This is a genomic window from Shewanella rhizosphaerae, from assembly GCF_019457655.1.
Lineage (GTDB): Bacteria > Pseudomonadota > Gammaproteobacteria > Enterobacterales > Shewanellaceae > Shewanella > Shewanella loihica.
In genome coordinates, this window is sequence record NZ_CP080420.1 from 2,196,533 (window position 1) to 2,209,727 (window position 13,195).

The following is a 13,195-nucleotide window of genomic DNA, read 5'->3' on the forward strand; positions in this document are numbered from 1 at the left end:
CGCTTGAGCGACACGAAGGACAGGCCGACACCAAATCAACTCGGGACAGTAGAAAGCGCTTCGGTAACAAGCGCATCTGCAAAAAGTGCCTCGCTAGAAAGCGAGTCTGTGATGGCATCTCTGCTGATGGCCAGCAGTCTGTTTCTCGGTGTCGGCGCGGCACTGTCCTGTGACAATGCGCTTGCGGGCGAACGAGCCGCCGAGTCGCGTGATAATGCCGCAGAAGAGGAACAAGCGAGCGATCCGCTCGCCGGCGCCACCATAGATGCGGCCCTGGTCTACTATCAGGAGCAGGACAGGGTCACGGCGGCAGAAGGGATCATCAACTATCGTCAGGCGCTGGATGACGCCAATATTATTCGCGGCAAGATAGCACTGGACGCCCTAACTGGCGCCTCGGCCAATGGCGCCGTGATCCAGGCAAGCCCCCAAAGCTTTACCCGGCCTTCGGGCACCGGAGTCTATCAGGCGAGAGCCGGAGAACTGCCGCTGGATGACACCTTCAAAGATACCCGCTTGCAGCTGAGCGCCAATTGGCAGCATCTCTTCTCTGCCAAGTGGCAGGCCAGTCTCGGCGGATATCTCTCTCGCGAATATGATTACACCTCACTCGGTGTTAATGCTGGGCTCGAACACTCCTTCAATCAGAGCAATACCCAGGTGTTTGCTGGCGCGGCCTACTATTTCGATATCGTCAATCCAGTGGGCGGGCGGCCTGTTGGGATGAGCGAGATGGTGTTTCGTAATGACTTTGCCAGCGAGGCCGAGTTCAGGCAGGCATTCGATGCCACCCGTTTCTATGACAGTGCCCTCAAGCGCACCTTAGATCTCAATGTGGGCATCACCCAAACCCTGAATCGTCGCTGGCAGGCGCAGTTGAGTTATGGCCTCTCGGCCGTCAATGGCTATCTTAATGATGCCTACAAGGTGGTTAGCCGGGTCGACAATGCAGGCCAGGCGCTTGGCTATCACTATGAGCAGCGCCCCGACGAGCGGCTCAAACACAACCTCTATCTCATGACCAAGGGCGCCTTAGAGAGCGGCACGCTGACCTTTTCCTATCGCTACAGTAATGATGACTGGTCGCTGCAGGCCCATACCTTTGATGCCCGTTATCGCTACAACCTCAGCGGCGCCGCCTATTGGCAATGGCAGTTTAGAGTTTATTTGCAGGATGCGGCAGAGTTTTATCACCTCTATCTCACCGAGGGGGAGCCCTTGCCCGAGTTCGCCTCGGCGGATCATCGTCTGGGTAAGATGCAGACCTATACGATAGGCTTCAAATATGGCCAGAAGTTAGAGCAGGGGATGCTGGCCAGTGTGCGCCTGGCCTACTATCAGCAGCGCCCACAAAACCCGGGGGTCGAGTTGCCCGGTGAGCTCGCCAGTTTCGATCAGTTCCCGCGCCTCGACGCGATCGTGCTGCAGTTTGGAATGCGATTTTGATCTCAACAGGTGAAGGTCTCAAACTGTCGCCGCTTGTTGACCTAGACGATCAACAGGCGGTCGCCTCAGTTGAAAGCGACCATGCGTTCGCTGGTAGCCAATATGGACACAAAAACCTTAAGGGGCTCAGGGGCGAGTTTATGGCCATGGCCAGTCGCTGTGAGTTCTTGGCGCGTCCTAAGCAAGCAGAAAGCAAGGCTCAAGGTGACAAGACTCAAGGTAACAGGACTGGCCAAGAGCGAATAACTCAGGCCTTTGAGCGCGCCATGGCCGAGGTTAGGCGCATCGAGGCTAAGTACAACCGTTTTAGCAAGAACAGCGTATTAGCTAAAATCAATCGCGGCGCCGGAGACTGGCAAGCGATCGGCGATGAAACCCTTGGGCTACTCAGGTTTGCGGAGCATTGTTACCGGTTAAGTCATGGAAAGTTCGATGTGACCGCTGAGCCCGTATTGGCCCTCTGGCCATTCGGCGTTGGAGAGAGCGCAGTCCCGCCGAGTGACAGCCAGATAGAGGCGGCGCTTGAATGCGTCGGCTTTGAGCGGCTGATTATTGAGGAGCAGCGCCTCTTTCTACCCGATGGCATGGGGATCGATCTCGGCGGGATCGCTAAGGAGTACGCCGCCGATAGGGCCATAGAGGTGCTGCGACGTGAACTGCCCGAATATGATCTCTTAGTGAATCTTGGCGGCGATATGATTGCCTCTCCAGGCTGCGAGCGGCCCTGGCAGATAGGGATTGAAGATCCCCACAAGCTAGATACTCCCGCACGTGTGGTGACGCTGAAATCTGGCGCGCTGGCCACCAGCGGACACTCTCGGCGTTATCTGCTGCACCAAGGCAAACGCTATGGCCACATCATCGACCCCAGCACTGGGTATCCCATCATCGGCGCGCCGCTATCGGTCAGTGTGTTTGCTCCTCAGTGTGTCGTCGCTGGTATGCTGGCGACCCTGGCCATGCTTCAGGGGACGAAGGCAGAAGCCTTTCTAAGCTGTCAGGGGGCCGTGCACCATATCATCCGTGGCTAGCTTTCATGACCAGCTTTTCATGGCTAGATTTTCATAACTAGATTTTCATAACTAGATTTTTATGACAGGTTTTTCACGATTAGCCTTCAGGTATTTAAGTTGGAGAACGAGTCAATATTCATGCTCGCTTTGCCCTTTCTGATGCTCGTTTATCCGGTATGATTTTGGTAGAGTGTTTATAAATCAATGACTTTAGTTTAGTAAGTCATCAATAATAGTTTTGTTAAATGTGTATGCGCGTTTTGCCAAATAGATGTGGATGCGCACTAATAATGTTAGGCGCGATTGAATATGAAGAAGTTACGTCCAACTATTTCAGTTCATGAATGGAAGCTTGCTATCCATTTAGAGGCTACACGAGACATCCAGAATCAACCTGGAAATCCAGCTTATTGCTGTGAATGCAATTCGTGTAAAGATTGGAGAAATTCATACAAAGAGATTTTGCCTGAAGACTTAATGTCTGAACTAATAAGGGTTGGAGTTGATCTTGAACATCCTACTGATCTATATCAGTATGAAGTATCAAAAAATGGAGCTAGTCTCAGAGTGGTTTACCACGCTGTCGGTAAAATCTTAGAAGGCTCAAATCAATGGACTAAAAATGATATGGGTGATGTTCTTATGTACAAGGAAGTTAGAGATACACCATATGCATCAATTGTTGTCTTTCCTCAAAGCCAGTCACACGACCATGCTCCAAGTTATAAAGATTCTAGTGCAGGCGATCTAATTCGTTTAGATTTAAGGCTTTTAATGCCATCACAATATTGTAGGTTCAGTAATGTATCAGGCAGCGCCTAACAAGCAGCAACCGACCGTCAAAAGTGTCACTTAAATTGCTGTCGCAATTACGCGCCACTTTTGCCGGCTGGTGTGTTGGGCGTTATATGCAGGAGGTGATATGAAATCAAAATCGTTGGTTAAAGTTACTGAGCATCACGATGGTGGTTTTCATTTAACTTTCTTTCGACCTACTTTTTCACTTTTTTATGCTGGGATGAACTACGAACATACCATATCCGTTGCGAAAAGGTTTCTTAATGACCAAATTCGATATGAAGCTATTCCTCACATAGAGTCTTGCTCTTCAAAAGGTGAACACATAAATTGTCCAGAAGGCTGTATTAGCTTACCTGCAGATATTTGGAACTGTAAGTTAACGGATAGCATGTGTTCATTGCAGTCGTCGATAAACTTAAATGACAAAGAAGAATTTAAAGAGCTTTGTCATGCTCCAAAGTTAAAAAAAGAGCAAATTTGGAACACAGTTGAACTGGGTAAATATAAGGGTTTTCACCATGTTCCTGGTAGACTTTTATGTATTTGTTGCGAGTTCAAGGACAAGAAAAAAGAGTCTTTTAGGTATCATTACCCTTGGGAATTCGCTGAGCTAGATGTAGCTATTCTCTCTACGTATGAAGATACATATCGAACGCTTGGGGAAAAAGGTATTCCAGTTAACTACGTAATGTCACCTATTTGTTCCGAATGCTGTTATGAACTAGCTATAACACTTCGCCCAGAGCTAAGACCTTGCTTACAGGTAATTGAAGTTAATTTTGATCCTCGCAAGAAAAGCGTATAACAAACAATTTAAGCAGATTCGCAACGCGTGGCAATTTTGGTTTGCAGTGATTTTTGGTGTTTAAGGTGCACTACGACAGCTTTTGTATTGCGTTGCTCACTACTTAATTCGGCGTTAGTCCATTGAAATTGCTATCTGAAACCTGCGCCCATAAAAAAACGCCCCGTAGGGCGTTTTTTTGTAAAAGTCAGCTAGCTTTAGAAGTTTGCTGACTTAGGCGCGCGTGGGAATGGGATCACGTCGCGGATGTTCGATACGCCGGTCACGTAAGAGACCAGACGCTCGAAGCCCAGACCGAAGCCTGAGTGCGGCACTGTGCCGTAACGGCGCAGGTCACGATACCACCAGTAATCTTCCTTGCTCAGACCCATCTCGTCCAGACGGGTATCTAGCACGTCCAGACGCTCTTCACGCTGGGCACCACCGATGATCTCACCGATGCCAGGTGCCAGTACGTCCATGGCCGCTACTGTCTTGCCATCTTCGTTGAGACGCATGTAGAAGGCCTTGATATCTTTTGGATAGTTCTTCACGACCACAGGTGCCTTGAAGTGCTCTTCCGCCAGGTAGCGCTCGTGCTCAGACTGCAGATCGATACCCCATTCGACATCGAACTCGAACTTCTTGCCACAGGCCTTGAGGATCTCGATGGCGTCTGTGTAGTCTACCTGAGCAAAATCGCTGTTAACGAAGCTTTCTAGACGCTCGATAACTGTCTTGTCGACGCGTTGGGCGAAGAACTCGAGATCGTCGCGGCGCTCTTTAAGTACGGCGCGGAAACAGTACTTCAGCATACGCTCGGCCAGACCGGCAACATCGTTCAGATCGGCGAAGGCCACTTCTGGCTCAACCATCCAGAACTCCGCCAGGTGACGGCTGGTGTTTGAGTTTTCGGCGCGGAAGGTCGGGCCAAAGGTGTAGATCTTAGATAGTGCACAGGCGTAGGTTTCGCCGTTGAGCTGACCCGATACCGTCAGGAAAGATTCCTTACCGAAGAAGTCTTCGCTGAAATCGACCTTACCCTCGTCGGTGCGTGGCAGGTTTTCCAGATCCAGTGTCGAGACGCGGAACATCTCACCGGCACCTTCACAGTCAGAGGCGGTGATCAGCGGGGTAGATACCCAGATGAAGCCTTCTTCGTTGTAGAAGTTGTGGATGGCGTGAGACAGACAGTTACGAACACGGGCCACGGCGCCAATGATGTTGGTGCGTGGACGCAGGTGAGCCAGTTCGCGCAGATGCTCGATTGAGTGACGCTTGGCCGCCATAGGGTAGGTATCAGGATCTTCAACCCAACCCGTAACCTCAACCTTAGTCACTTGCATCTCAAATGCTTGACCCTTACCTGGGCTCTCTACCAGTTCACCCGTCATCACGACTGAGCAACCGGCCGTGAGGCGTAAGATTTCGTCGTTATAATTGTCTAAGCTATTTGGCACAACGCCCTGAATGGGATCAAAACAGGAACCATCATATACGGCAAGAAAAGAGATGCCGGCCTTGGAATCTCGGCGAGTTCTTACCCAACCGCGAACGGTAACTTGCGAACCAACCGCAAAATCACCCTTAAATACAGAAGCGACAGATGCAATGCTCATTGTTGCTTAGTTCTCCAACGAAACGTTTTATTAAAAATTTTGGAGGTTTATATTACCTTGCTGGTGGCTTTTCTCAAGGGAAAAACAGCAGATAGATTGGCCTAAAGGCAAATAAAATGGGCATTTCAGCTAAGGCAGGCGTAAGCGCCATGAAAAAGCGGCCTTATTCTGCTGCTTATCCGCTAATGGTGTTAGGCTGGAAAGCTTGTTATGCTTAAAATATGGCCAGCTAATTCAGTGGGCTAGATGGTATACCAATCGTAGTAAATAATTGATCATGCTAATTTGTTAAAACGTCCGATAACGGCGTTACAATTTTTGATTGTAGAATAACTACTAATCGAAAAATTCTGCCTTGTTCTCGACCGTTTTTCCTGCGTTATTTCTGATCACTTACTTACCGTGATTGGTATCAGGGGGCTAAATGAAAAAAGTCAAAATTTTCCAGATTTTTTTAGGCACCTTGTCGATCTTAGGTTGGTCCTTGGCCGTGTACGCATTACTGCTATTTGGTGAGGCCAGACCGGATCGCGCCGTGGGTTACTTTCTCAGTAAAGGGGCCAGCGTGCGCCTCACCTGGGATCCCACCATCACCCTGAGGCTGGAGTATGTGATTTGGAGCTGCGCCGCCATCAGTTTGATCAACCTGGCCTTTAATTTCTATGTGGCCCACCACAGCCGCATGGGCTACTGGTTTAATATTCCACTGCTCTTGTTAACCTCTACTGCGGCAGGTCTTTATCTTAAGTTTTTTGTCTAGTTCTTCGTCTAGGGCTTCAGCACATTTATTTTCGCTGTATTCACTATTTGCTGGCGCATGTACGCCAAGAGGCTTTCGTAGCGTGGGCTAGCTGGGGCTTAGCTCTTATTTGGAGTGGGCTTAGCCATTTTTGTAACGATCGGGTTTAGAGCGGTTGTTCATTGCCTATCTGGCGGCAGAGCCTGTCTATCATGGCGGCGGTGGCGCCCCAGATAAAATAGTCGCCGTAAGGGATGAAGTAGACGGGGTAGTTCACGCCGCGGCGGGAAAACTGCTTCTGAATGCGATTGGCAGGATTTAACAGGAAACTCAGCGGCACGCTGAACAGCTCATCCACCTCGCCGGGATCGAGCACTGGCTCAAAAGCTTCTCTTACCACCCCTATGATGGGTGCGATGGCAAAGCCGGTGAATGTGTTGAACATGGGGTATTGGCCCAGCACCTCGACATTGTCTCGCGGTAGGGCGATCTCCTCATACGCCTCACGCAGGGCGGTGTCAGCGTAACTGGCGTCACTCTCTTCAACCTTGCCGCCGGGGAAGCTTATCTGCCCCGGATGGGCCCTTAGGTGAGTGGGCCGGCGAGTGAGCAACAGTTCCAGCTGACCACTGGCTTCCATCAGGGGAACGAGCACGGCGGCCTGTCGCAATGTGCGATGGATCTGCGGCCCTGTGTCTGTGGGCAGTTGGTGCAGAGCGTAGCGCCGTTTAAACTCGTCCAGTGTCATATTTGCCTAATTACTTGTCAGTTACTCAGCACGGGGAGGATCTTACTCACCTTATCATAACTCTCCTGATATTCGGCATCGACCTGTGAGTCGGCCACAATGCCGCCACCCGCCCAGCAGTAGAGACGTGGTGGCTCGGCCACCAGGGTGCGTATGGTGATGCTGGTGTCCATCTGTCTGTCTTGGCTGATATAGCCGATGGAACCACAGTAGAGGCTGCGGCGCGATGGCTCCAGCTCTTCGATGATCTCCATGGCGCGGATCTTAGGTGCGCCCGTAATGGAGCCACCGGGAAAAGCGGCCCTTAATAGATCGCAGGGACTGTTGGGGGCAGCGAGGTTGGCGGTGACTGTGCTTACCAGGTGGTGCACCGCCGGGAAGCTTTCGATGGCAAACAGATGGGGCACCCGCACGCTGCCAGGGCTTGCTACCTTGCCGATATCGTTTCGCAGCAGATCCACGATCATCAGGTTTTCGGCGCGATCTTTCTCCGATGCCGCCAGGGCTTGGGCGGCGGCCTTATCGGCATCGGCGTCAATGGATCGCGCCATGGTGCCTTTGATCGGCTTGGTCTCTATGGCATCGCCCTTAAGCTTGATGAAGCGCTCCGGCGAGATGGAGAGGATGGCGTGCTTATCCAGGCGTATAAAGGCAGAGAAGGGCGCCTTGTTACTGGCCCTGAGTTTCAGGTAGGCCTGCCACTCATCACCGCGATACTCGGCCTCGAAACGCTGTGTCAGGTTGATCTGATAGCAATCACCGCTGTGTAGGTAGTCCTGCACCCGATCAAACTTGTCTCTGTATTCGTCCTTAGTGATCTGCGGCTGCCAGTCACGGCTCAGGGCAAACTTCTCACCATTGGCTGCTTTGCTTGACCGCGAATCTAGTCTCGCCTCTAAGTCTGCTAGACGTTCTTTAAGCGCCTTTTCACCTTGGTAGTGCACCAGAGACCAGGTCTGACTCTGGTAGCAAAACAGCAACGCCCAGTCATAGAGGCCGACATTCATCTCGGGAAGCGCGATATCTTTGGCCGCGGTGGCGGGGAGATTTTCGATGCGTCTGCCCAGATCATAACTAAAGGTGCCAAGGGCGCCGCCGCTGAAGGGCAGCTCACAGGCATGCTGAATTGGGAAGTAGTCGGCTACTGCCGCCTGAAGTATCGAAAAGGGATCGTCCTGGCTAGTTTCATCACTGTTTTTAGGGTTGTTTTTCCCAGTAGCGGTCGCCGCAGTTGGACGCAGATGCTTGGTTTGGGTCACGCCATCCTGGCTGGTGATGGTGGCCAGAGGATCGAAGCTGATGATGTCGTACCGAGCGTCAATGTGGTCGGCGCCGGCGGAGTCCAGCAGTATGGCCCAGGGCAGGTGAGCGAAGCAGTCAAATACCTCAATGGTGGAGAGTTGCCAGTCTAACTTTTGCAGTGCAACGCCTTGAGTCGACGAAAAATCCATCGATAACCCTTATCTAAAATGTGATGTTCCCCTAAAAGTCGCGAAAGAGTATCATATTGTGAACGGATTCAAAAAAAATACGCGACCCTGCAAAAGGGCGGTGAATAACCAAAACGTGAGTAAGGAAATGTCTGTGACTATAGAACAGCCCATCATCAAGCAAGCGGACCTCATCGAGAGTGTCGCCGACGCACTACAATATATCTCCTATTACCACCCTAAAGATTTCGTTGATGCCATGGCCGAGGCCTATGAGCGTGAAGAGAGTGCGGCGGCAAAAGATGCTATCGCGCAGATCTTGATCAACTCTCGTATGTCCGCCGAAGGCAAGCGCCCTCTGTGCCAAGACACAGGTATCGTGACCTGTTTCGTTAAGATCGGTATGGGTGTCAAGTGGGATAAGACAGACATGACAGTGCAGCAGATGGTGGATGAAGGGGTAAGACGCGCCTACACCAACCCAGATAACCCGCTGCGCGCCTCTATCGTTGCCGATCCTGCCGGTGGCCGTAAGAACACCAAAGACAACACGCCATCTGTGGTACACGTTGAGATGGTGCCGGGTAACCATGTTGAAGTCGCCATCGCTGCTAAGGGCGGTGGATCGGAAAACAAATCTAAGATGGTGATGCTTAACCCATCGGACGATATCGCCGAGTGGGTCGAGAAGACACTACCGACTATGGGCGCCGGCTGGTGTCCACCAGGCATGCTGGGCATAGGCATCGGCGGCACCGCAGAGAAAGCAGCCGTGATGGCCAAAGAGGCCTTGATGGATCCTGTCGACATCCATGAGTTACAAGCCAAAGGTGCCGAAACCGCCGAAGAAAAGCTGCGTCTGGATATCTTCGAACGTGCTAACAAGCTAGGCATAGGTGCCCAGGGCCTTGGCGGTCTGACTACAGTCCTAGATATCAAGATCAAATCGGCGCCAACCCACGCAGCCTCTAAGCCTGTGGTGATGATCCCTAACTGCGCGGCGACCCGCCACGTACACTTCCACCTCGACGGCTCAGGCCCAGCCGAGCTGGAGACGCCTAAGCTGGAGGATTGGCCAGAGATCACCCGTGAAGCGGGTGAGGGCGTACGCCGCGTGGATCTTAATACCGTCACCCAAGCTGACATCGAACAGTGGAAGAGCGGTGACGTGCTGCTGCTAAACGGCAAGATGTTGACCGGTCGTGACGCGGCGCACAAGCGCATTCAAACCCTTATCGAGAGTGGTGAAGGCCTGCCAGAGGGTGTCGATTTCACCGGTAAGTTTATCTACTATGTTGGCCCAGTCGATCCTGTGGGAGACGAAGTGGTTGGCCCTGCGGGTCCAACGACGGCGACTCGCATGGATAAGTTCACCGACCTGATGTTGGATAAGACAGGTCTGATGGGCATGATCGGTAAGGCTGAGCGTGGCCCGGCCACTGTCGAGTCTATCAAGAAGCACAAGGCGGTTTACCTGATGGCTGTGGGCGGCGCCGCTTACTTGGTGTCTAAGGCGATCAAGAAGTCACGGGTAGTGGCCTTCGAAGACTTAGGTATGGAAGCCATCTACGAGTTCGACGTGACTGATATGCCGGTTACCGTTGCCGTAGACAGCGAAGGGGTCAATGCTCACGAAACCGGCCCTGCCACCTGGCGTGTCAAACTTGCCTAACCCAGAGTAAAGCATGAAGAAGTGGGTGGGTTTTAGGTGAGTCAGGCGACTTGCTTAACCCCCCATTTTTGTTTAGTGTCTGTTGCGTATTTTGGCGACACTTTTTGGCTTTAGGCGCCTTTTCTTAGCATTAAGCATTGTCGCCTTGCCGTTCAACCATAAAGATGACTATAACAATGAAAAAAACTGCAATCGTACTTGCCTTGGCGACAGCCGGTCTGGTGTCTGGCGCTCACGCCGCAGCACCAGAGCCTTTCAAGGTACAACATCTCGTTAAAATGAATAAGCTGCATTCCAGTGCACTGTCTAATGACGGCACTAAAATCGTGTATGCAGTTAAAAAATTTGATGATAAGGGTGAGGCACAGTCTGACCTTTATCTTCAGTCGCTGACCGATGGCAAGGTAAAACGCCTGACCTCGGCCAAAGGCACTGAGCATAGCGTTGCTTTTAGCGCAGACGATAAGAAGATCTACTTCCTGGCAGCGCGCGATGGCAGCTCACAGCTGTATGAGCTGGCACTCGATGGCGGCGAAGCGGTTAAGATCTCTAATCTGCCGCTGGACGTTGAAGGCTTTAAGCTGTCTCAAGATGGCGCTCAGGTCGTGATGAACATGCGTGTCTACCCTGAGTGTGACACCTTGAAGTGCACCGCCGACAAGCGAGAGCAGGAAGCCGAGCGTAAATCTACTGGCCGCGAATACAAGCAGCTGATGGTACGTCACTGGGATACCTGGGGCGACCACAGCCGCAGCCACCTGTTTGTGGCAAAACTAGACGGCAAGATGATCGACACTGCCATGGATGTGACGAAAGGCCTGGACACCGAAACTCCGCCGCTGCCATTTTCAGGCATGGAAGAGGTGACCTTTACCCCAGACGGTAAGTATGTGGTGTATAGCGCCAAGGCGCCGAGCAAGTCACAGGCTTGGGAAACCAACTATGACCTGTGGCAAGTCTCAGTGCTGGGCGGTGAGGCGAAAAACCTGACCGAGAGCAACAAGGCGTGGGATGCCCAGCCAACCTTCTCGGCCGACGGCCGTTACCTAGCGTATCTGGCCATGAGCAAGCCTGGCTTCGAGGCGGATCGTTACCGCGTCATGCTGCGTGACACTGTGACTGGCCAAGAGAAAGAAGTGGCGCCGCTGTGGGATCGCAGCCCAAGCTCGCTGACTTTCGGCGCAGATAACCGCACACTTTACGTGACGGCGCAGGATCTGGGCCAGGTGAGCATCTTCGAGGTCAACACTCAATTTGGTGACGTGAAGACGCTACACAACGACGGCAGCAACAGCATCCTGGGTGTGACCGGCGACAAGATCGTCTTCAACCACAAGAGTCTGGTTGAGCCGGGCGATCTCTATACCATGTCTCTCGACGGTCAGAATGTAAATCGCCTGACCGAGGTGAATAAAGACAACCTGGCCAAGATCAAGTTTGGCGAGTTTGAACAGTTCAGCTTCAAGGGCTGGAACAACGAAGAGGTCTATGGTTACTGGATCAAGCCTGCTAACTACAAGCAAGGCAAGAAGTATCCTGTTGCCTTCTTGGTACACGGCGGCCCACAAGGCTCATTCGGCAACTCATTCAGCAGCCGCTGGAACGCTCAGCTATGGGCGGGTGCCGGTTACGGTGTGGTGATGATCGATTTCCACGGGTCTACCGGTTATGGTCAGGCCTTCACCGACTCTATCTCTAAGGATTGGGGCGGCAAGCCGCTGGAAGATCTGCAGAAGGGTCTGGCTGCGGTGACCGCTCAGCAGAAGTGGCTAGATGGCGATCGCGCCTGCGCCCTGGGTGGCTCATACGGCGGCTACATGATGAACTGGATCCAAGGTAACTGGAACGACGGCTTCAAGTGTCTGGTTAACCACGCGGGTCTGTTCGACATGCGCTCTATGTACTATGTGACTGAAGAGCTGTGGTTCCCTGAATATGAGTTCGGTGGCACCTACCAGGACAACAAGGAACTGTTCGAGAAGTTTAACCCGGTTAACTATGTCGATAACTGGCAGACGCCTATGCTGGTGATCCACGGAGAGAAGGACTTCCGTGTGCCTTATGGTCAGGGCCTGGCGGCGTTTAGCTTCATGCAGCGCAAAGGGATCCCATCTGAGCTGCTTGTCTACCCAGATGAAAACCACTGGATCCTTAACCCAGACAACCTGGAGCAATGGTACGCCAACGTACTGGGCTGGATGGATCGCTGGACCAAGAAGTAAGCCGAGATTATGACTCGCAAGTTTCCGGTGATAATTTAGTCACCCGATCATAGAAAATAAAAAGCCAGAACTCAGTTCTGGCTTTTTTTGTGTGTTTTTGTATGCGGTTAGCGCTTGCCCTAGTCTAGTTCACATGCGATTCCAATGATAAACGGGCAGGGTGAGCTATCGTTTGCCTATATCGCGCCCTCATTCGACAAATTTGCACATGCCTAGTCCAAGAGGTTCCCCGGTTCTGGGGCTGTAGCCAAATCGAGAATAAAATGCTTCCTTACCGCACGCGGCCAACAGCCCAATGGTGGCGCCGGGCAGGGCGTTGTCTGCAAGAAAGCTCTCTATCTCCTGCATAATAGATCTGCCTACACCTTGGTTTTGATACTCGGGTGAGATCACCATGTCTTGCAGATAAAAATACATAGCGCCATCACCCACAATACGGCCGTAACCCACAAGCTTGGAATCGATATGGGCGCAAACGTGAAAAAGCGAGTTATTCAGGCTTTGTTGAACCAGTCCAGGCTTGGGGTTCGTCCAGCCAACTGCAGTTCGCAAAGTCATGAACTCTTCGAGATCAGGTGCCCGGTTGCTTATTCTCACTTCCATCTTTCTCCTTGTGGTGTTTCCTCATCTTGCTAAAGATTTATCTCGTTGATTCATTTTATGATATTTTTTCTAACGTATCTGTAATGGGTATTTAATAGACTTAGCCTCATGGCAACTA

General features: G+C 51.8%; 11 protein-coding genes. 7 read left to right on the top strand and 4 right to left on the bottom strand.

Annotation, left to right across the window (positions count from 1 at the left end; all coding sequences use genetic code 11):
• Positions 1-3: 3 nt before the first annotated feature.
• From K0I63_RS09800 to K0I63_RS09815, 4 genes are all read left to right on the top strand, one after another.
• Positions 4-1,446, top strand: a complete 1,443-nt coding sequence (locus tag K0I63_RS09800) for a DUF3570 domain-containing protein (RefSeq protein ID WP_258406984.1) — start codon at positions 4-6, stop codon at positions 1,444-1,446.
• Positions 1,443-2,477, top strand: a complete 1,035-nt coding sequence (locus K0I63_RS09805) for an FAD:protein FMN transferase (protein ID WP_220083292.1) — start codon at positions 1,443-1,445, stop codon at positions 2,475-2,477. Before K0I63_RS09800 ends, K0I63_RS09805 begins: the two co-directional genes overlap by 4 nt.
• A 291-nt stretch (positions 2,478-2,768) precedes the next feature.
• A complete protein-coding gene (locus tag K0I63_RS19990; protein WP_258406985.1) occupies positions 2,769-3,281 on the top strand; it encodes a hypothetical protein in 513 nt (170 codons plus the stop codon).
• 100 nt (positions 3,282-3,381) lie between these two features.
• A complete protein-coding gene (locus K0I63_RS09815; protein ID WP_220083293.1) occupies positions 3,382-4,065 on the top strand; it encodes a hypothetical protein in 684 nt (227 codons plus the stop codon).
• Between the two features lie 197 nt (positions 4,066-4,262).
• On the opposite strand, the gene asnS is transcribed toward K0I63_RS09815, so the two are convergent.
• Positions 4,263-5,663: an asparagine--tRNA ligase gene (gene asnS, locus K0I63_RS09820; RefSeq protein ID WP_220083294.1), complete on the bottom strand. Its 1,401-nt coding sequence runs from the start codon at positions 5,661-5,663 to the stop codon at positions 4,263-4,265.
• Positions 5,664-6,087: 424 nt separating this feature from the next.
• Here asnS and K0I63_RS09825 point away from each other — a divergent pair, with 424 nt between their 5' ends.
• Positions 6,088-6,423, top strand: coding sequence for a hypothetical protein (locus K0I63_RS09825; protein WP_011865699.1), 336 nt, complete (start codon positions 6,088-6,090; stop codon positions 6,421-6,423).
• A gap of 145 nt (positions 6,424-6,568) precedes the next feature.
• On the opposite strand, the gene K0I63_RS09830 is transcribed toward K0I63_RS09825, so the two are convergent.
• Together K0I63_RS09830 and pabB are read right to left on the bottom strand one after the other, a co-directional pair.
• Positions 6,569-7,150, bottom strand: coding sequence for a CoA pyrophosphatase (locus K0I63_RS09830; protein WP_220083295.1), 582 nt, complete (start codon positions 7,148-7,150; stop codon positions 6,569-6,571).
• Between the two features lie 17 nt (positions 7,151-7,167).
• The gene (gene pabB, locus K0I63_RS09835) at positions 7,168-8,601 is read right to left on the bottom strand and encodes an aminodeoxychorismate synthase component I (RefSeq protein WP_220083296.1); all 1,434 of its coding nucleotides are present in this window, start codon (positions 8,599-8,601) and stop codon (positions 7,168-7,170) included.
• 127 nt (positions 8,602-8,728) lie between these two features.
• Between pabB and K0I63_RS09840 the strand changes: the two genes are divergently transcribed.
• Positions 8,729-10,252, top strand: coding sequence for a fumarate hydratase (locus K0I63_RS09840; protein ID WP_011865702.1), 1,524 nt, complete (start codon positions 8,729-8,731; stop codon positions 10,250-10,252).
• Positions 10,253-10,428: 176 nt separating this feature from the next.
• Positions 10,429-12,474, top strand: a complete 2,046-nt coding sequence (locus tag K0I63_RS09845) for a dipeptidyl-peptidase 5 (protein ID WP_220083297.1) — start codon at positions 10,429-10,431, stop codon at positions 12,472-12,474.
• A gap of 189 nt (positions 12,475-12,663) precedes the next feature.
• Here the strand turns inward: K0I63_RS09845 and K0I63_RS09850 are convergent, their stop codons facing one another.
• On the bottom strand, positions 12,664-13,077 hold the full coding sequence (locus K0I63_RS09850) for a GNAT family N-acetyltransferase (RefSeq protein ID WP_220083298.1): 414 nt from the start codon (positions 13,075-13,077) through the stop codon (positions 12,664-12,666).
• Positions 13,078-13,195 lie beyond the last annotated feature (118 nt).

Bases quoted from the DNA above. Each gene is read 5' to 3' on its own strand.
- K0I63_RS09840 (WP_011865702.1), top strand. From the start codon at position 8,729: ATGTCTGTGACTATAGAACAGCCCATCATCAAGCAAGCGGACCTCATC.
- K0I63_RS09830 (WP_220083295.1), bottom strand. From the start codon at position 7,150: ATGACACTGGACGAGTTTAAACGGCGCTACGCTCTGCACCAACTGCCC.
- K0I63_RS09845 (WP_220083297.1), top strand. From the start codon at position 10,429: ATGAAAAAAACTGCAATCGTACTTGCCTTGGCGACAGCCGGTCTGGTG.
- K0I63_RS09825 (WP_011865699.1), top strand. From the start codon at position 6,088: ATGAAAAAAGTCAAAATTTTCCAGATTTTTTTAGGCACCTTGTCGATC.
- asnS (WP_220083294.1), bottom strand. From the start codon at position 5,663: ATGAGCATTGCATCTGTCGCTTCTGTATTTAAGGGTGATTTTGCGGTT.
- K0I63_RS09850 (WP_220083298.1), bottom strand. From the start codon at position 13,077: ATGGAAGTGAGAATAAGCAACCGGGCACCTGATCTCGAAGAGTTCATG.
- K0I63_RS09815 (WP_220083293.1), top strand. From the start codon at position 3,382: ATGAAATCAAAATCGTTGGTTAAAGTTACTGAGCATCACGATGGTGGT.
- pabB (WP_220083296.1), bottom strand. From the start codon at position 8,601: ATGGATTTTTCGTCGACTCAAGGCGTTGCACTGCAAAAGTTAGACTGG.
- K0I63_RS19990 (WP_258406985.1), top strand. From the start codon at position 2,769: ATGAAGAAGTTACGTCCAACTATTTCAGTTCATGAATGGAAGCTTGCT.